Source organism: Collinsella aerofaciens, assembly GCF_015560135.1.
GTDB classification, from domain to species: Bacteria; Actinomycetota; Coriobacteriia; order Coriobacteriales; family Coriobacteriaceae; genus Collinsella; species Collinsella aerofaciens_AN.
Genome location: NZ_JADMRH010000005.1, coordinates 45,904 through 65,049 on the forward strand (window position 1 = coordinate 45,904; position 19,146 = coordinate 65,049).

General features: G+C 61.2%; 16 protein-coding genes and 1 tRNA gene. 5 read left to right on the plus strand and 12 right to left on the minus strand.

Features of this window, described 5'->3' with window-relative positions:
* Positions 1-38 precede the first annotated feature (38 nt).
* The 3 genes from I2H19_RS03555 to cobM are packed head-to-tail and all read right to left on the minus strand — an operon-like array spanning position 39 to position 2,242.
* Entirely contained in the window at positions 39-272 is a 234-nt protein-coding gene (locus I2H19_RS03555) for an SAM-dependent methyltransferase (RefSeq protein WP_195621302.1), read from the minus strand.
* Positions 265-1,449 carry a cobalt-precorrin-5B (C(1))-methyltransferase CbiD gene (gene cbiD, locus I2H19_RS03560; RefSeq protein WP_271745716.1) on the minus strand — a complete coding sequence of 395 codons (1,185 nt, stop codon included), beginning with the start codon at positions 1,447-1,449 and terminating at the stop codon, positions 265-267. Before cbiD ends, I2H19_RS03555 begins: the two co-directional genes overlap by 8 nt.
* 1 nt (position 1,450) lies before the next feature.
* Entirely contained in the window at positions 1,451-2,242 is a 792-nt protein-coding gene (gene cobM, locus I2H19_RS03565; RefSeq protein WP_006233957.1) for a precorrin-4 C(11)-methyltransferase, read from the minus strand.
* A gap of 458 nt (positions 2,243-2,700) precedes the next feature.
* On the opposite strand from cobM, the gene I2H19_RS03570 reads away from it, so the two are divergent.
* The 5 genes from I2H19_RS03570 to I2H19_RS03590 all read left to right on the plus strand — a co-directional run bounded on the left by I2H19_RS03570 (position 2,701) and on the right by I2H19_RS03590 (position 8,262).
* A complete protein-coding gene (locus I2H19_RS03570; RefSeq protein ID WP_195621304.1) occupies positions 2,701-3,627 on the plus strand; it encodes a sirohydrochlorin cobaltochelatase in 927 nt (308 codons plus the stop codon).
* A 145-nt stretch (positions 3,628-3,772) separates the two neighbouring features.
* Positions 3,773-4,306, plus strand: coding sequence for a hypothetical protein (locus I2H19_RS03575; RefSeq protein WP_035138217.1), 534 nt, complete (start codon positions 3,773-3,775; stop codon positions 4,304-4,306).
* Between the two features lie 4 nt (positions 4,307-4,310).
* Positions 4,311-5,882: an ABC transporter substrate-binding protein gene (locus I2H19_RS03580; protein WP_195621306.1), complete on the plus strand. Its 1,572-nt coding sequence runs from the start codon at positions 4,311-4,313 to the stop codon at positions 5,880-5,882.
* Positions 5,883-5,904: 22 nt separating this feature from the next.
* Entirely contained in the window at positions 5,905-6,927 is a 1,023-nt protein-coding gene (locus I2H19_RS03585) for a FecCD family ABC transporter permease (RefSeq protein WP_195621308.1), read from the plus strand.
* Complete coding sequence (locus I2H19_RS03590) at positions 6,928-8,262, plus strand: ABC transporter ATP-binding protein (protein WP_195621310.1); 1,335 nt, start codon at positions 6,928-6,930, stop codon at positions 8,260-8,262.
* 95 nt (positions 8,263-8,357) lie between these two features.
* Here the strand turns inward: I2H19_RS03590 and I2H19_RS03595 are convergent, their stop codons facing one another.
* The 9 genes from I2H19_RS03595 to I2H19_RS03635 all read right to left on the minus strand — a co-directional run bounded on the left by I2H19_RS03595 (position 8,358) and on the right by I2H19_RS03635 (position 19,100).
* Positions 8,358-8,969: a TetR/AcrR family transcriptional regulator gene (locus tag I2H19_RS03595; protein ID WP_195621312.1), complete on the minus strand. Its 612-nt coding sequence runs from the start codon at positions 8,967-8,969 to the stop codon at positions 8,358-8,360.
* Positions 8,970-9,085: 116 nt separating this feature from the next.
* A complete protein-coding gene (locus I2H19_RS03600; protein ID WP_006233965.1) occupies positions 9,086-10,393 on the minus strand; it encodes a lysylphosphatidylglycerol synthase transmembrane domain-containing protein in 1,308 nt (435 codons plus the stop codon).
* A gap of 151 nt (positions 10,394-10,544) precedes the next feature.
* A tRNA-Glu gene (locus tag I2H19_RS03605) sits at positions 10,545-10,621 on the minus strand.
* 127 nt (positions 10,622-10,748) lie between these two features.
* A complete protein-coding gene (locus I2H19_RS03610) occupies positions 10,749-12,143 on the minus strand; it encodes a CCA tRNA nucleotidyltransferase (RefSeq protein WP_195621314.1) in 1,395 nt (464 codons plus the stop codon).
* 164 nt (positions 12,144-12,307) lie between these two features.
* Positions 12,308-13,240, minus strand: coding sequence for a 1-phosphofructokinase family hexose kinase (locus I2H19_RS03615; protein ID WP_138112436.1), 933 nt, complete (start codon positions 13,238-13,240; stop codon positions 12,308-12,310).
* A 201-nt stretch (positions 13,241-13,441) separates the two neighbouring features.
* On the minus strand, positions 13,442-14,374 hold the full coding sequence (locus I2H19_RS03620; protein WP_006233969.1) for a 1-phosphofructokinase family hexose kinase: 933 nt from the start codon (positions 14,372-14,374) through the stop codon (positions 13,442-13,444).
* 74 nt (positions 14,375-14,448) lie between these two features.
* The gene (ptsP, locus tag I2H19_RS03625; protein ID WP_035138206.1) at positions 14,449-16,152 is read right to left on the minus strand and encodes a phosphoenolpyruvate--protein phosphotransferase; all 1,704 of its coding nucleotides are present in this window, start codon (positions 16,150-16,152) and stop codon (positions 14,449-14,451) included.
* 133 nt (positions 16,153-16,285) lie between these two features.
* The gene (locus tag I2H19_RS03630) at positions 16,286-16,549 is read right to left on the minus strand and encodes an HPr family phosphocarrier protein (protein WP_022094575.1); all 264 of its coding nucleotides are present in this window, start codon (positions 16,547-16,549) and stop codon (positions 16,286-16,288) included.
* A gap of 547 nt (positions 16,550-17,096) precedes the next feature.
* Positions 17,097-19,100 carry a fructose-specific PTS transporter subunit EIIC gene (locus I2H19_RS03635; protein ID WP_195621316.1) on the minus strand — a complete coding sequence of 668 codons (2,004 nt, stop codon included), beginning with the start codon at positions 19,098-19,100 and terminating at the stop codon, positions 17,097-17,099.
* Positions 19,101-19,146: the final 46 nt, after the last annotated feature.

Consider the following 19,146-nt stretch of genomic DNA (forward strand, 5'->3'; position numbering starts at 1 on the left):
TACCCCCTCTCAGTGAACGCTATGCAGGAAATCCTCATCTAGCACACCACCATCGTCGAGAAGTAGCTGCCCCGATCGGGCATATCGTCGAGCGAGCGGTACACGCGCTCGCCCGGAAGCCCACAGTCCTCTACGAGCTCGGCACCGTCGAAGGTGCCCTCCTCGCGAAGGATGCGCTTCGTGTCCGCAAGCGAGCGGCGTGCCTTCATGACCACCTTCGTCCCCGGCCAGCCGATTGCGCGGCCCACCCCGTACAGCACGCCTTTACTCATACGTCGCCCCCAATTTCCCGATAACTGCATCGGCGCCCGACGTGCGGAAAAGCTCGCGGCGCTCGGCGTCGAACACGACCGCGGCGATGTCGCATGCGCCCGCCGCGCGACGGCGCAACCTGTCCTCGATTGCCGTAGCGAGCGAGGCGCGCGCAGCGTCCCCCACGCCGGCGGCCTCGATTACCTCGAGTGCCGCCGTGGTCGTGACGGACGTCATGATCTCGCGCACTGTCTTCGCGCCCGCGCCGGCCATGGCCGCGTGGGCGGCCAGAATCTCCGCGCGGCAGTCGGCGGTACGCGAATGGGTGTCCATGATGCCGCCCGCGACCTTCACCAACTTGCCGATGTGTCCCACAAGAAGGACATTGGTAAATCCCTCGCGAATGCAGCAATCAATCGCGTCGCCCACAAAGTTGGAGATGAAGACCACCGGCGCACCGTTTAGGTGGAAATGCCCCGAGATGAACTGCCCGCCGTAGTTGCCGGGCGTGAGCACGACTCCGCGCCGCCCCATAGCCGCATGCTGCCGAATCTCGAGCTCGATGCTGTCACGCAAGGCAGCGAGGCTGCGCGGCTCGACGATGCCCGTCGTTCCCAGGATGGAGATGCCGTCCTCTATCCCCAGGTGCGGGTTGAAGGTCTTTTCGGCAAGGGCCACACCCTCGGGTACCGAAATCGTCACAGCAATGTTTCCAGAAAAGCCGTGCGCGGCGCACACCTCACGCACCGCCGAAGTAATCATCGCGCGCGGCGTCGCGTTGATGGCGGCCGCCCCCACCGGCTGCTCGAGCCCGGGCAACGTCACGCGCCCCACGCCCACGCCGCCATCGACGGAAACTTCCGATTCGTGCGCGGGCACGTCCTTGCTGCCCGCAGTACCCGTGCCCGACCCCGCATGTTCCACGCGCGCGTACACGAGCACGCCGTCGGTCACATCGGCGTCGTCGCCTGCATCCTTTCGCACGGCGCACTGGGAGCACCCCTCGCCGATGTATGCATCGACCACGTCCGTCTCGACGGGCAGCCCGCCGGGGGTGACGATCGACACGCGGCCGACGGGCTTTCGTGACAAGAGCATCTCGCAGGCCGCCTTCGCCGCGAGCGCGGCGCAACTCCCCGTGGTATAGCCGCAGCGCAGGCGGGTCGTCCCGGTATATATGTAGTGCTCGAAGGCCACGCTAGCTGCTCGCCTTCCGATACCCCGTGGCAAACGAAGGGTCGTAAAGCTTGCTGCGCTCGTACGACTCCGCTTGCGCGCCGTCGTGCGCAAGCCCGCCGCGAGCTCCGAGCACGCGGCCCACCACCACGAGCGCCGTGCGGTCGATGCCCACTCGCGCACCCGCATCGGCGAGCGTGCCCACTGTGCAGCGCACCACGCGCTCCTCAGGCCAGGTCGCCTTGTACACGAGCGCCGCCGGCTCGTCGGAGCTGCGGCCCGCGGCCAAAAGCTCGGCGGAAAGCTCGGCGAGCATACCCGAGCTCAGGAAGATGACCATAGTCGAGCCGCTTTCCGCCATGGTGCGCATGCCCTCGCCCGCGGGCATGGGGGTGCGCCCGGAAAGCCGCGTGATCACGACAGACTGGCTGATTCCCGGCAGCGTGTATTCCTGGCGAAGCGCCGCCGCGGCACCGCAAAAGCTCGACACGCCGGGCACCACCTCGTAGTCCACGCCGCGCGCGTCGAGTGCGTCCATCTGCTCCTGGATGGCGCCGTATAGGCACGGGTCACCCGTGTGCAGGCGCACCACTTCCTCGCCCCGCGCATCCGCCGCACACATCACGTCGAGCACTTCCTCCAAGGTCATGTGCGCGCTGTCGTAGACGACGCAGGATTCCTTGCAATCGGCGAGCAGCTCGGGGTTCACAAGGCTCCCCGCCCAAACGACCACGTCGGCCGCGCGCAGAAGGCGCGCCCCGCGCAGCGTGATAAGGTCGGCGGCGCCCGAGCCTGCGCCAACGATATGAATCATCCGAGCCTTCCCTTCCCGTTTCTCATCGCAACCGTTTACGCCGCCCTTCGCACAGCGGGCAAAACACGGCGCCCGCAGCGGCAATCGGCGCAAATACGCAGGCAGGAGGCGCAATGCCGCCCGCCCTGGCTTTGACACGTTCACAAGTGCCCACTATTATAGTAAAAGTTTCGGCAACGAGCATATGACAATCGGATAAAAGGAAATGACCGGCGCGGCGCCCGCACAGCCCGCGCTGGCTTGCGGAGGGAACCAGGTGGGAATCCTGGGCAAGGGACATTACTGTATAGGACGCGCGGGCGAACTGCCTCGCGCCCCAAGCCAGACTGCTTCGCCTTTTCCTCACGGCATCGCCGTGGCGTTAGCTCCTTGTGAACCCCGAGGGGTGCGCTTTTCTTTCGCTTGTGCCGACAAGCAACTGTCGCCGGGGGACCGGCAAACCGAGGAAAGGAAAAACCATGTCCGAACAGATGTCACGCCGCGGCTTCATGAGCGCCGCGGCAACCGGAGCCGTCGCGCTCGCCGGAGTCGCGCTCGCGGGCTGCTCCAACACCTCCGCGAGTTCCGAGAAATCGAGCGAAAAGGAGAAGGCCGTGAAGCCGGTCATCCTCGTCACGAGCTTCGGCACGAGCTACAACGACTCGCGCCACATCACCATCGGCGCCATCGAAGACGCTATCCGTGAGAAGTACTGGCAGGACTACGACATCCGCCGCGCCTTCACCGCGCAGATCATCATCGACAAGCTGAAGAAGCGCGACGGCATCACGATCGACAACATGACCGAGGCGCTCGACCGCTGCGTGGAAGACGGCGTGAAGGAAATCGTCGTGCAGCCGACGCATCTCATGGCTGGCCTGGAATACGCCGACGTGAAAGACGAGCTCGACAAGTACGCTGACAAGTTCGACAAGATCTCGCTCGGCGACCCGCTGCTCACCTCCGACGACGACTACAAGAAGGTGGCCGCAGCCATTAAGGAGAACATGGCGTCCTTCGACGACGGCAAGACGGCGCTGTGCCTCATGGGCCACGGCACCGAAGCCGATTCCAACGCCGACTATGCCAAGATGCAGGAAGTGTTTAAGAACGAGGGCTTGACGCAGTTCTTCGTCGGCACCGTCGAGGCTGAACCGACCTGTGAGGATGTTATCGCCGCCGCGAGCGCCGCAGGCTACAAGAAGGCCGTGCTCGCGCCGTTCATGGTGGTCGCGGGCGACCACGCGAACAACGACATGGCAGACGAGACCGACCCCGACAGCTGGGCTGCGAAGTTCGTGGCCGCCGGCTTCGAAGTGACGTGCCTGCTCCAGGGTCTGGGACAGAACGTCGCGGTCGACGACATCTACGTCGCGCACGTGGACGACGCCATCGCCAAGCTGTAAACTCGCCGCGCACGGGGGCGCCGGTCGCGTCCCCGTGCAACGGGCATGCGCCTTCCCCGACTAACGGCGCATGCCCGTTGCATTCGCATCCCGCCCGCCCACCGCACGGCGCGGGCGGTCGAAGCGATTGAAAGGAACCCCCTCCATGTTGAAGAAAACCCTCGCCTTCGCCCTGTCAGCGGCGCTTTTCGCGTTCTCGCTCGCCGGCTGCGGCGGAAATTCAATCGACAGCGCAAAGGCAAGCGATGCCGATTCCCAGGAAAAGACCGAACAGGCGGCCGATGCGCCCGAGGGCGCAAGCGCTGCCCCCATCACCGCCGACAAGGTGGCCGACGGCACCTATCCGATCACCGTAGATTCCAGCTCGAACATGTTCAGGATTGTGGACGCCCAGCTCATCGTGGAAAACGGCTCCATGCACTGCGTGATGACACTTTCCGGCACGGGCTACGGCAAGCTCTTCATGGGCACGGGCGACGAGGCTGCCGCCGCGAGCGAGGCCGACTTCATCCCCTATGTGGAAAACGCGGAAGGCAAGTACACCTACGACGTGCCCGTTGAAGCGCTCGACGAGGACACCGCCTGCGCCGCGTGGAGTATTAGAAAAGAGCAGTGGTACGACCGCACGCTCGTGTTCGAATCCGCCGGCGTCGATCTGCGCGCCGACGCACTGAAGTAACGCCATGCGGTCGATTCTTCCCAAGGGGGAAAGCAGGAAGCGTCGCAGCATCGCGGTGCGCGCGATCGCCTGCGTTCTCGTCGCCCTGTTCGCGCTTCCCTTCGCGGGGTGTAGTGCGAGCCCGAACGCGACCGGTGGCACGGCAGGCTCTCAGGAATACACTGTGAGCGTCTCGCTCTCCGGCGGGTCAGGGCGCGCAAGCATCGCCTCACCCACCACAATTGTGAAGGATGGCGACACCTACACCGCGACCATCACCTGGTCGAGTTCGAACTACGACAAAATGACCGTCAACGGCGTGGACTACGCGCCCGTAAACGACGGCGGCAACTCCACGTTCGAGATACCCGTCACGCTCGACGAGGACATCGCCGTGTCGGCCGAGACCGTCGCCATGTCGACGCCGCACACCATCGACTACACGCTCCACTTCGACTCATCCACCATGAAGGAGAAATCGGGCGACGATGCAAGCGGCGGCTCCCCTGCGGGAACGGCTTCAAGCGCCGCGGCCGACTTCCACAACGCCGATTTGGGCTGCGGCTGGGAGCCGACGGGGGCGCTTCAGCTTGAATACGCCGAGCACTTCACTGTCGACGAGTACGAAGGCGGCCTGCGGCTTATCTGCATTTCGAACGGGGAGCGCTTCCTCGTGGTACCGCAAGATGCGAAGGTACCTGATGGGTTGAGCTCCGACATCGCGGTCATAAGGCGTCCCGCCAACAAGGTGTACCTCGTGTCGTCGGCGACGATGTGCCTGGTCGACGCGCTCGATGCGAACGACAACATCCTCATGTCGGGCACGAAGGCCGACGATTGCTCGGTCGCGGGCTTCAAAAGCGCACTCGAAAGTGGGGCGATCGCCTACGGCGGCAAGTACAGCGCGCCCGACTACGAGCGAATATCGGCCTCGGGCTGCACGCTCGCCATCGAGAACACCATGATCAACCACACGCCCGATGTGAAGGAAAAGCTGCAGAAGCTCGGGCTCGTCGTGCTCACCGAACAGTCGTCGAGCGAGCCCGAAGCACTCGGGCGCGTCGAGTGGATTAAGCTTTTCGGCGTCCTGTTCGACAAGGAAGACGAGGCCGCGCACCTGTTCAACGAGCAGAAGGCCCGCGTCGAGCAAACGTCGAGGCTCGCGTCGTCAGGTAAAACCGTGGCGTATTTCTACATTAACTCGAACGGGGCCGCCGTCACGCGGCGGGCGGGCGACTACGTGGCGCAGATGATCGAGCTTGCAGGCGGCAACTACGCGCTCGATGACGCGCAGACGGCGTCGACGTCAGGTTCGTCAGTAACGCTCGAAATGGAGCGCTTCTACGCGACGGCGAAGGATGCCGACATCATCGTCTACAACGGCACCATCGACGAATCGGTTGCCACCTTGAAAGACTTCGTAGGCAAAAACGCGCTATTGTCGCAGTTCAAAGCTGTAAAGAACGGCAACGTCTGGGTCACAAGCGCCGACATGTACCAGCAGATGACTTCTACCGCCGACATTATCGACGAGCTGCACGGGGCGTTCACCGGCGATGACGCGAGCGACTTCCATTATCTGAGGAAGCTTGGCTAGCGTCATGAGAAGCCGGCTTTCCATGACATACGACGAATCACGACGCGCCGCGCGGTGTCGCGTCGTGACGGCGCTGCTCGCTGTTGTCCTCATCGTGCTCGTCGGGGCCAACCTGTGCATCGGGAGCGTGCTCGTGCCCGCAGACCACATCCCCGGCATCCTTTCGGGCGGCGCGGCCAATTCCATGGAAAGCCAAGTCATCTGGGAGATTCGCCTGCCGCGCGTGCTTTCAGCCGTGCTTCTCGGCGGGGCACTTTCGCTCTCCGGGTTCCTGCTGCAGACGTTTTTCAACAACCCCATCGCCGACCCGTTCATCTTGGGCGTCTCCTCGGGCGCAAAGTTCGTCGTCGCGCTTACGATGATCGTGCTTCTGGGCGCGAACCAGGCCATGTCCTCGCCGGCCATGGTGGCCGCAGCGTTTCTGGGCTCGCTTATCACCATCGGCTTCGTGCTCCTCATCGCACGGCGCATAAGTTCCATGGCCATGCTCATCGTGGCGGGCGTCATGGTGGGATACATCTGCTCGGCGGCGACGAACTTCCTTATCGCCTTCGCCGACGACCAGTCCATCGTGAACCTGCACAACTGGTCTTTGGGTAGTTTCTCGGGTTCGAGCTGGGACGACATCGCGGTCATCGCGGTCGTGGTGATCACCGTGAGCGCATGCGTATTCGCGATATCGAAGCCCCTTTCCGCCTTCCAGCTGGGAGAAGCCTACGCGAAAAGCGTCGGCGTGAACGTCGCACGCTTCCGCGTGGTGCTCGTCCTTCTAGCGAGCATGCTCTCCGCCTGCGTGACCGCGTTCGCTGGTCCGGTGTCGTTCGTAGGCATCGCGGTTCCACATCTCGTGAAGTCGGCGATAAAGTCGTCGAAGCCCATCCGCGTGATTCCTGCGTGCTTCTTGGGAGGCGCCATCTTCTGCGCGGGCTGCGATTTGATCGCGCGCACGCTGTTCTCTCCCGTCGAACTTTCCATCAGCGCCGTCACCGCCATCTTCGGCGCGCCGGTGGTTATCGCACTCATGTTGAAGAAGCGGGTGAGGTAGATGGGAAAATTCGTGCCGCAGCCCAAAACGCTCGGAAGGGACATTCCGTGCTTAGACAGTCCTAAGCTCGCACGAAAGCGCCAGAAGGCACTTTCGGCTCGTGCGGAACTGCACGCGAAACGCCTCCTCCGAGCGGAGTCGAACCTCGAAACCCCGGTCGAAACGCAGGCTGACGGAGCGCCGCTTTTCCGCATAAGCGACCTGTCGGCGGGCTACGACAAGAAGGTCGTAGTCGAAGGCGTCGATCTGGAGGTTCGCGCGGGCGACGTCGTGGCGCTCATCGGGCCGAACGGCTCGGGCAAGTCGACCATCTTGAAAACCATCACGCGCCATCTGGCACCGCTTGCCGGCGCGGTCGAGCTCGACGGGCGGGAGATTTCCCGATGGAAGACGGCGGAATTCGCAAGGAACCTTGCCGTTATGCTGACAGATCGCCCCCGGACCGAGCTCCTCACCTGCCGCGATATCGTAGAGGCGGGAAGGCATCCCTACACCGGGCGAATGGGAACACTTTCGCCTGACGACCATAGTCGGGTCGACGAGGCCATGAAAACCGCACATGTGGAAGAGCTCGCCGAGCGCGACTTGATGCAGATAAGCGACGGGCAACGCCAGCGCGTCATGCTCGCACGCGCCATCGCGCAGGATCCGCGTGTGCTAGTGCTCGACGAGCCCACGTCGTATCTCGATATCCGCTACCAGATCGACCTGCTGCGAATACTTCGTCACCTTGCGAAATCGCGGAATGTGGCTGTCATCATGTCCATCCACGAACTCGAGCTAGCGCAGAAAAGCGCCGACAAGGTGATTTGCGTGAAGGACGGTCGGGTCTTCCGCGCCGGCGCACCCGAGGACATATTCACGCGCGAGACGATTGGCGAGCTCTACGGCCTTCAACATGGCACCTTCAACGAGCGCTTCGGCAGCGTGGAAATTGGGCGCCCACACGGCGATGCGCACACGTTCGTCATCGCCGGCGCAGGTACGGGGTCAGCTGTGTTTCGCCAGCTCATCCGGCAGGGCAAGGCGTTCTACGCGGGCATTCTGCACGAAGGGGACATCGACTGCGAGCTCGCGCGCGACCTGGCGACGGAATGCGTGGCCGAGCGCGCCTTCGAGCCGATCGGGGATAAAACCATAGCCCGCGCCAAAGAGCTCCTCGTCCACTGCGCGCGCCTTATCGTGTGCCCCGCTGCCTTCGGCACCATAAACGCCCGCAACGCAGAGCTCGTCGAGTTCGCACGCTCGCATGGTATCGAGGTCATGCAAGCGTGCGAAGGCGCATCGGAGGATTCCAAAATTGGAGTGGGAAGGATAAACTGGACTTTCTTTTAAGGATCCTCAGGCTACAGCTCCTACGCCGGCAAGGTCTCCAAGGCGCCGGAGAACCTCAGGAACAGGAATATCCACGCCGACGAGCCCAACTAGGCCTAATCCAAGCGAGATTCCAGACTCGACAGACCATTGAGAGTCAGGTCGTTGGCGACCTCAGAGACGCGCTCGATAGGAACCGAGCCGTCAGACAGCGCCCACGTGCGATAGATACCGATAATACCCGACAGCAAAAACGCCAGATAGTAGTCGAACATCTCGTCCTTGAGACCTTGGGGCAGCAGATCGCGCTCGGCAATCTCATGTTCGAGCGGCGCACGAAGACGAGCCATGAAATCATCAAGCGGAATGTTCTCGATCAGCTGACGATTGAGCACCAAGTTGTTGCACAGTGCCTCATTAACGGTTTTAAAGAAGGTCGCCGCCGCGCCAAGAGCGCGCTCGCTGGTGTCACCGTCCATAGAAGCAAGCGTTTTCTCGACCGAGTCGACAATCATCTCCACCACATCGGCGGCAATGGCATCGAGCAGGCCGTCAACCGTACCAAAGTGAACGTAAAAGGTCTTGCGGTCGACATTGGCCTCGCGCGCGATGGCACTCACCGTAATGTCTGCCAGCGGCTTTTCCATGAGCAGGCGCTCGAAAGCCGAAAGGATGGCATTACGGCTGCGAACGATGCGACGATCAAGACGCGGTTTGCTGGTTGCCATGGGCGTGTCCCTTCGATATGCGAGCATTCATCAACAGATGAGAGATAATCTACGTAAGAGGATTATCCCCCATACAGCACAAATATGCCTCGCATCATGAAGAACGCACGACTGCCCTACTGCGACTTAGGGTGCTTCTTCTTATTGAGTGCCGACGGAGATACGCGAATACCGTCTCCTGTCTGACGCACATAGGCCTTATGAGCCGGCTTTGCGGTCCCAGAAGCCTTCTGAGCGTGCTTCTTGGGATCAACGGTAACAGCATTCGTGGGGTGCGGCTTAGTGGGCGCAGAGGGCGTCTGAGGCGTGCGGCCGAGCTTGCGCATCACGCGATCCCAGCGCGCATGGATGCTCTCGTTGTGGGCGCTCTTAAGTCCCAGCAGAGGCGCAGCCAAAATGGTAGGCGCAATAAACGTAATGAGACGCCACAGCAGATAGCCGGCGGTCGAAGCCGAACCGAAGAAATGACCCAAGAACAATGCAAAGCCGCCCTCAGCGCCACCAGTTCCACCGGGCAAGGGAACCGCAGAGCTTAACAGCTGGACAAAGGCGCTCGCGGCCATGACCGAGAAAAAGTCGACCTCGTGGTGGCCAAAGGCAAGCATCAGGAAATACGGAACCAGATAGAAAAACGCGAGCTGCAGCATGGTGATAAACACGGTGAGCAGCATGGAAGAAAAATGTCCGGCCGAAAGCTTGAACTTCTCGGAAAAGGAGTAGATCTCGCCATCGACAAACGTGCGCCAACCCTCGATCTTAGTGGCCGAGACACCAATGCGCTCAAGCCAATTGATGATGCAATGGGCGACGCGCGTGACGGTCTTAGGCATGAGCGCGACGGCGAAGATGCCAAGCAAGATGCAGCAGTGTCCACCAAAGCTAAAGACGCACAGCAGCGTCATGTCGCCGTAGCGTTCGGCAAAAAACGGCATACGGGCGAGCAGCAGGATAGCGCCCCAGGCGACCAGGCCAAACTGGTACACGATAAAACGCGTGAATTGCGTGGCGCCGGCCTCGCCCACGTTTTGGCCGGCCTTGGTCAGGCGATAGATCTGAGCCGGGGTGGAGCCCATCATCATGGGCGTCAGGTTGCCAAAGAAGATGCCACTCGCCTCGACCGAGATCAGGTCGCGGATGCCGACGGGCGAATTGGGATCGAGCCAGACGGCGATCGCATAGGCCACAATGCCAAAGAACAGGTACATGAACATGCAAAGACACGCGACAACGAGCCATGACGCCTGGACGCTCGACATAGCGGCCCAAAACTGCCCCATCTGCCCGGTTACCACCAGATAGACGATATAACCTACCAGCACGACGCCGATAAAGATGGCGCCGCGGCGTGCGCTCTTATTGTCATCGCCGCCCGAGGCCTCAACCTCGACCTGGGGCTTAGACGTATGCTGAGAGGACTCCGTCATGAGACTCCTTCTAACAGTCAAAATATCTTGGATATTGTACCCGTAAGGGCCATAGGCAGAACGCAAAGCTCTGGTTCAAACGGGAATTGCAGACGGCTGTATGAAAATAAAAAAACCCGACCTTCCATGGGAAGTCCGGGTATCAGATGCGTGGTAGCCCGTACCAGATTCGAACTGGTGATCTCCGCCTTGAGAGGGCGGCGTCCTAAACCGCTAGACGAACGGGCCACATGACATCTGCACTGCCGTGCTGCGAGGAAATATATTACGGGACAAAAAACGTCAGCGCAAGAAGAAATTCCAAATTGCCGAAAAATTGTCGGCAGGTTATGGAATACGCAGGTAAACTTGGTAGCTAATTCAAGTTGAGATGAACCAAAAGAGCTTCGCGCTCGTTGGGAATATCGTCTTCGATCACGGCGTCGAGGGCGGAGTTGAGAAGCTGACCTAGTTCCGGCCCGGGCTTGACTCCGGCACGGATCAGGTCGCCGCCGTTGATGGCGAGCATCTTGAGCGTATAGGGCTCCCCTGCCTTCAGCAGCTCGTGCGCCAGCGCGCGCATCTCCTCAATCGTCTCAACATAATAGAAGCACGACGGGGCCTTGCCAAGTGTGTCGGCACGCTTAAGGTCCATGAGCTCGTCAATCAGGCGGGCCGTGTCGACGCCCTCACCCGAAAGCGCGCGCATCATATTGAGCAGGCAGGAGCGCTCGGGGCGCAGCGGCTTGTCATGGTATTTGATGAGCAGGCACACGTCGCGCACCAAGTCGTGCGAGAGCGCCAGGCGATCCATAATGACGCGCGCCTTCTTGGCGCCGAGCTCGGGATGACCGTAGAAGTGTCCGCTACCGGCATGGTCGACCGTGAAGCACTCGGGCTTGGACACATCGTGCAAAAACGCCGCCCACATAAGGCTCGACGAGGGCGCGACGCCGTCACACAGCGCGAGCTCCCCCGCCACCGTCAGCACACGGGCGATATGCACGTAGACGTTAAACGCATGATAGACACTGCGCTGATCAAACCCGCGACCCGCTGCCAACTCGGGCACGGCGGCGCAGATGAGCTCGGGATAGCGGAGCATCGCGTCTCCCCCATGACCGGTCGAAAGAATGCCCTCGAGCTCAATACCCACACGCTCACGCGCCACGGCATCGAGCAGCGGCGCGTACTCGGCAAGCGCACGCTTAGTCTCGGGCTCAATCATAAAGTCCAGACGGCAGGCAAAGCGCACCGCACGCAGCATGCGCAGGGCGTCCTCGTTAAAGCGACGCTTGGGATCGCCGACAGCGCGAATCAGCTTGCGCTCCAAGTCACCCTGGCCGTCGTAGCGGTCGACAAGCCCGCGCTCGGGATGCCAGGCCATGGCGTTGACGGTAAAGTCGCGGCGCGCCAGATCGTCCTCGAGCGAGGCGGCACGCTCCACACTCTGGGGATGACGACCATCGGTGTAAAAGCCATCCAGACGGTACGTGGTGACCTCGATACGCTCGCCATCGGAAATAGCCGTGATTCCGCCAAATTTAATGCCCGACTCCACAACCGCGATGCCGGCGGCCTCGAGCGCCGCTTTGGACTCCTGCCACAGGCCGCTACAGCACATATCAACATCGTGGCTGGGGCATCCCATCAGGGCGTCGCGCACCCAACCGCCCACGTACCAAGCCTCAAGACCAGCCGCCTCAAGCGCGCGCAGGACGCGCAGGGACGCATCGGACGGTTGAGTACCGTTGAGCGAAACATTGCACATGCCTATGGCCTCCTGCGACTATCAAATTGGCTATCGATTGCGTCTGCAAGAAGTCTAGCAAGAAACAGTCTCCACTGCACACGCAAGTCCGATAAACAAAAACGCATCCGTCCTAGTCTAAGACGGATGCGAAATAATCAAACTATTCAGACAAGGTGCCGGAACTAGCAGACCTGGCGAACCTCGATGTGCTTCTTATATTCGTCCACCTTGGCAAAATCACCCAGACCGGGGCACTCGACCACGTTGGCGCCAGTGGCCATCGAAAGGCGCAGGGCGTCCCCGACGCGCTCGGGGGCGTCGTGCCACACGGACAGGAAGGCAGCGAGCGAGGAATCGCCGGCGCACACCGTCGACAGCAGCTTGACGTCGAAGGTGCGGTTGGCAAACCAGATATGCTCGCCGTTGGAGAAGTACGCACCGGCGCCACCAAGGGTCAGCAGCACGTTCTTGGCGCCCTTGGCGTGCAGCTCGGCCATAGCGCCCTTGACGGACTCGTCGTCGCCACCGCTCACCTTGATGCCAAAGATGTCAAGCAGCTCGTCGTCATTGGGCTTGATCAGCAGTGGCTCCAGAGCAATGAGGTCTGCCAGCTGATGGCTCGAGATGTCGAGGACGAACTCGGCCCCCTTGGCCTTGACACGGCGCAGGACCTCGGCCAAGAAGCCCTCGGAAGTGTTAGGAGGCAGCGAGCCGCTGATGACCAGGCAGGTCATGTCATCGAGCGAATCGATAAGTTCAAACATCTCCTGCTCGTTGGCCTCATTGATGGCGGCACCGGCATTGACCATGTTGTACTCGGTGTCGGGACCGGCGTTGAGGAACACATTGACGCGCGTAATACCGTCGGTCCACACGGGCTTGACGGGCACGCCCAGGGCCTCGGCGCCCTTAACGATAAACTCACCCGAGAAGCCGGCGAAGAAACCCAGGATCGTGGTGTCGACACCATAGTGGTCAAGCGTAAACGAGACGTTGAGGCCTTTGCCGTTGGGCGTGTAGACGGCATTGCGGGTACGCGTGACGGTATTGGCAGTAAGGCCGTCGCAGGCGATGTTGTAATCAATGGCGGGATTAGCAGTGAGCGTGTAAATCATGAATGTTCCTTTCACGAAGCAACGTGTTAATGAAAGTATATTCCACGCATCGGTAAAAGGCTAGGACAACTCGGTGAACGGTGTGGAAGCGATGAAGTACGGCAGGACGTACGGCAGGACACCTCTCCCCCATGGCGGAACAAAAAAGGCGCCCCGGCCGAAACCGGGGCGCCGCATGCGCACGAATATGTCGCGTTTCGATTACTGACGATCGAGCTTGCGGACAGCAACGCGCTTGCTGTACTCGTCGACGTGACCGAAGTCACCAATGCCGACGGACTCGGCAACGTTGGCGCCGGTGGCCATAGCGAGCTTCATGGCCTCCTCGACGTTGTCGCGATCCCTGTACCACTTGTGCAGGAACGCAGCGAGGGTGCAGTCGCCGGCGCAGACGGAAGAGACCAGCTTGATGTTGAACTCACGCTTGGCGTACCAGATGTCCTCGCCGTTGGAGAAGTAAGCGTCGCCGCGGCTACCACGGGTGAGCAGCACGTTCTGAACGCCAGCGTCGTGAGCCATCTTCATGGCGACACGAACCTCGTCGTCGGTGTCGACCGGCACGCCGAAGATGGCCTTCATCTCGTGATGGTTCGGCTTGATGAGCAGCGGCTTCTTGTGAGCGAGCTCCTTGAGCTTATCGGAGGACAGGTCCAGGACGACGTCAGCGCCACGAGCCTGAGCGTGCTCCATGACCTGAGCCAGGAAGTCGGGCGTAGCTTTGGGAGGCACGGAGCCGGAGACGATCAGGCACTCGAGATCGCCCGCGGTGTCCAGGATGTTGTAGAGCTCCTCCTGGTGCTGCGGCGTGATCGGAGCACCCGGGTTCAGGATGCCGTACTCGTGCTGGCCATCGTTGACGTAGGTGTTAATGCGCGTGATACCGTCGGTCCAGACCGGGCGGCAGAGGCAACCCAGGTTCATAACCTCCTCGACGATGAACTTGCCCGTGAAGCCGGCGAAGAAGCCGAGCGCGACGGTGTCGACGCCCATCTTCTTAAAGGCGAAGGACACGTCGAGGCCCTTGCCGTTAGCCGTGTAGCTGGCCGAGCCGGTGCGGACGTTCTCGTCGGGCTCGAGCGGAGAGCTCGAAACCGTCATGTCGACAGCCGGGTTAGCGGTTAGCGTGTAGAACATTTACAGTACCCCCTGTATATGTGAGGGCCGCGTGGCCGGCCCATTCCAACCACGCGGTTACCTCTGATACCAAATTAGCGAGCTGCGGACTCGAGCAGTGCCTTGACCTCGGCGGCGGTGTTGCAGGCGAGCGCCTTCTCGGCGAGCTCGTCGCACTCGGCCTTGGTCCACTGGCTGATGGTCTTGCGGGCGCGCAGGATCGACGGAGCGCTCATCGAGAACTCCTCCAGGCCCCAGCTGATCAGCAGCGGCTCGAGCAGCGGATCGGCAGCGGCCTCGCCGCACATACCGACCATGATGCCGGCCTTCACGCCGCTCTCGATGATGTTCTTGAGCGAGCGGAGCACGGCGGGATAGTAAACCTGGTACAGGTTGGAGATGGTGTCGTTACCACGGTCGGCGCACATGGTGTAGCCGATCAGGTCGTTGGTGCCGATGGAGAAGAAGTCGGCGACCTCGGCAAGACGGTCTGCGAGCAGCGAAGCGGCGGGCGTCTCGACCATGATGCCGACCTCGATGTTCTCGTTGAACTTGCGACCCTCTTCGGTCAGCTCGGCCTTGCACTGCTCGACGAGCTCCTTGACAGCCAAGACCTCCTCGACGCAGGTGACGAGCGGGATCATGATCTTGACGTCACCGAAGGCGCTAGCGCGCAGCAGAGCGCGGAGCTGGACCTTGTACTGGTCGGGATTGGCCAGGCAGTAACGCACGGCGCGGAAGCCCATGAAGGGGTTGTCTTCCTTGACCATATGCAGATACGGAATCTCCTTGTCGCCACCCACATCGAGCGTGCGGATGATGACCGGAGCACCCTTGAGCGCGCTGGCGACCTTACGGTAGGCGTTGAACTGCTCCTCCTCGGAAGGAAGCTCAGCGGAGTCCATGAACAGGAACTCGGAGCGGAACAGACCGATAGCCTCGGCGTCGTGATCGAGCGCGTTGGGCACGTCATCGGGGTTGCCGATGTTGCAGGCGATGATCTTCTTGATGCCATCGGCAGTCACGGACGGCTTGCCACGGAAGGCCTCGAGGGCTGCCTTCTCGGCAGCGAAGGCCTCGGCCTTGGCGGTGTAGGCGGCGAGCGTCTCCTCGTCGGGATCGGCCTCGACGATACCCTTGCCGCCGTCGACGACAACGGTCATGCCGTTGCGCAGTGCGGTGCAGCTGTTGGAGACCGAAAGGACAGCCGGGATCTCGAGGGCGCGCGCAATGATCGCGGAGTGCGACGTGCGGCCACCGGTCTCGGTGACGATACCGGCAACGTGGGCCTTATCGATCGTGGCGGTCATGGACGGCGTGAGGTCGTGCACGACAACGACAGTGTTCTCGGGCAGGACGGAGAGGTCGACGACCTCCTTGCCCAGCAGCTCGGCCAGAATACCGGTGCGGATGTCGGCGATGTCAGCCGCGCGAAGACGGAACATCTCGTCGTCCATGGACAGGAACATGTTCTCGAACATGGTCGAGGTGTCCATGAGCGCCTGCTCGGCGCAGGTACCGCCGTCAATGGCGGCGTTGATGGCGTCGGTCATACCCGGATCCTGAGCCAGAACAATGTGTCCGCTCATGATCTCGGCCTCGGCCTCGCCCACCGTCTCCTTCATGTGGTCGGCCTGAGCCTGGGTCTTCTCGCAGAAGACCGAAAGAGCGGACTGATAGCGCTCCTTCTCTGCTGCCGAATCAGCAACCTCGTGCGGCTCAAACGTCAAGTCGGGATCGACGGCGACCATGACGGTGCCGATACCGATGCCCTCGGAAGCGTTGACTCCCTGATACATTCCCATTCCTCTCTCCGTGTCATGTGATAAAGCGTTTTGCCATATCCATGACAAAAGAGCGCAGTTACCTTACAACAGGTCACTGCGCCCCCAAATATGAACTTAGTTGTTCAACATGCGACCCGTTTGAGTTCTACTCGCCAAGACCGCTCTTGATGAGCTCGATGGCAGCAGCCAGAGCCTCGGCCTCGTCGGCGCCGTCGCACTTGACCTCGACCTCGGTACCGCAGGGGATACCAGCAGCCATGAGGGCCATCGGGGACTTGCCGTTGACCTCCTTCTCGGGGGTGACGACCGTCACGTCACAGGCGTACTTGCCCATGGTGGAGGCGAACAGACCAGCCGGACGCATGTGCAGACCCTGAGGATTAACGAGGGTAGCCTTCTCAGAAACCATAGTTGACTCCTTTTTGTGTTTAACCCCTGTCATGCATGTGGCAGGAGTCAGATTCACGACGTTGTTTATATTAACTCACATCAAACTGTTTTTCATTATGTTTCGCACGAATTGTTGGACAGATGTGTTTGTCGTCCGCTTGCTAGCCCACAGGGGGCCGGGCGCGGCCAGTGAGATTTCCTGCTCTACAGTCCTGCTCGCACGAAGAGCACATTAAGTGCTCTTCGGCTCGTGCGGAACTCGCGATAAATCTCACTGGCCGCGTCCGGCCCCCTGTGGGCGAGCAAGCTGCGGAAACTCGGTCGGTCCAGAGCAATATCGTGCAAACGGAATTCAGGCTGATGAACCGTTCGCGACAAAGACTCGATAGGTAGCCCCCTCTATGACCTTTTATAAGTTGCGGTGAAATAGGGACTAAATTTGGGGTTGAATCGTTTAAACAGTCCCTATTTCACCGCAACTTATGGGAGGGGTAGAAAAAGGCGGAGGCCCTGGAGAGGGACTCCGCCTTATATACAGGGGGCGATGGTATTCGCGTGTTGCGGGATTAGACCAGGCGGGCGTTGATCGTCTTGGCGATCTTGGCGGCGTCGGTGGAACCCTTGACGGTGGCACGGAAGTCCTCGTCCATGAGCGCCTCGGCGACCTTGGACAGGATCTTAAGGTGCGTGGTGCCGGCCTGGGCACCCGGGATGAGCAGCGCGATGGCCACGTTGACGGGAGCGCCGTCCATGGTGTCCCAACCGGTCACACCGGACTCGTCCTTGACGACGATGACGGCAGCCTCGGTAATGGCGTCGGACTTGGCATGCGGGATGGCGAAGCCCTCCATCATGCCCGTGGTGCCCTCGGCCTCGCGGGCCAGGAAGGCGTTCATCACGGCGTCGGCGTCGCTGGCGATACCGGCCTTGACAGCCTGGTTGGAAACGAAGCTCAGAGCCTCGTCACGAGAAGCGAAGTCCTCGGCGACAAAGACATTCTCGACCTTCACGAAGTCGGCAGCCTCGGCCTTGGGGGCCTCGACGGCAGCGGCCTTGGGGGCCTCAACGGACCTGGCTACAGGAGCGGCCTTCTGATTCTTCTCGAAGTCGTACTTCTTGAAGGCCACGAACAGGATGCCACCGACCACAGCGCCGATGAGGATCGCGAGGACCCACAGCGGACCGTTCTCGACAACGGGCAGGACCAGGAAGCCGCCGTGAGGCGCCGGATCGTGAACGTTGAAGAAGATGGTCAAGATGGAAGCGATGGAAGAACCGAGCATCATGATGGGCATGACGGGCCAGATGTTCTTGGTCATGAACGGAATGGCGCCCTCGGTGATGTGGGTGCAACCAAGGATGAGGTTGACGATACCGGCGTCATGATCCTCCTGGCTGAAGTACTTCTTGCCGACAACGACGGCGAAGGTGGTGATCAGCGGCGGAACGATGCAAGCGGCGGAGACGGCAGCCATGAAGTTGGTGCCGAAGTTGTAGGTCTCGGTGCCGACGCCAGCTTCGAGAGCGGTACCGAGCAGGAAGGTGCCAGTAGCGTAAGCAGCCTTGTTGACCGGGCCGCCCATATCAAAGGCGCACATGCAGCCGATGGCCAGGCCAAGGATCACCGGACCGGAGTTACCGAGGCTCTGCAGGAAATCCATCATACCCTGGTTAATGGCAGCCATGGGGCCGGAAATACCGAGCATGACCAGGCCGACGATGGCGGTAGAGCACAGCGGATACAGGAAGATTGCCTTCAGGCCATTAAGGCTCGCAGGAATTTTAGAGAAAACCTTCTCGAGCAGCAGGATGACATAGCCAGCGAGGAAGCCGCCGACGATGCCGCCCAGGAAGCCGAAGCCCACGCCGGCGCCACCGGCGTCGATCATGCCGGTCTCGGCGTTAACAGGCAGGCCCTGGATGGCAATCATACCGGCGACGAAACCGGGGACGAGCGCTGGGCGCTTGCCGATGGACTCGGCGATGTAAGCGGAGAGCACCGGAACCATGAGGTTCATGGCGATACCGCCGATAATCTTGAGCATCGCGGCAAAGCTGTTGTAGTCGGCAGCCGTCGAATCAAAGGACGTGATGCCCCACAGGAACGAAATGGCGGTCAGAACACCACCGGCAACGACGAAGACCAGCATGTGGCTGACGCCGTTCATGAGGTGCTTGTAGATGACGTGACCGATGGACTCCTTCTCCTCGACCTCGTCCTCGACATCGGCGGCAGCGGCAACCGTGTCGTCGCCCTTGGCGGCGAGCGCGCGGTCGATCAGCTTACCAGCAGCCTCGACAGACAGGGCCTTGGAAACACCAACGGAAACCATGGGCTTACCGGCGAAACGCTCAGCCTGGACATCCTTATCGGCTGCGACGACGACGGCCTTGGCACCGGCGATCTCGCTCTTGGTGAGCTCGTTCTCGACGCCGACCTGGCCATGAGTCTCGACCTTAATGGTCAGACCTCGCTCGGCAGCAGCCTTCTCCAGCGCCTCCTTCGCCATGAAGGTGTGCGCAATGCCGGTCGGGCAACCGGTCGCGGCGATGATGTCAAACTTAGCCATGTGTCCCTCCTTCTTGAGTACAGCGCCCGCGGGCGCTCCCCTACAC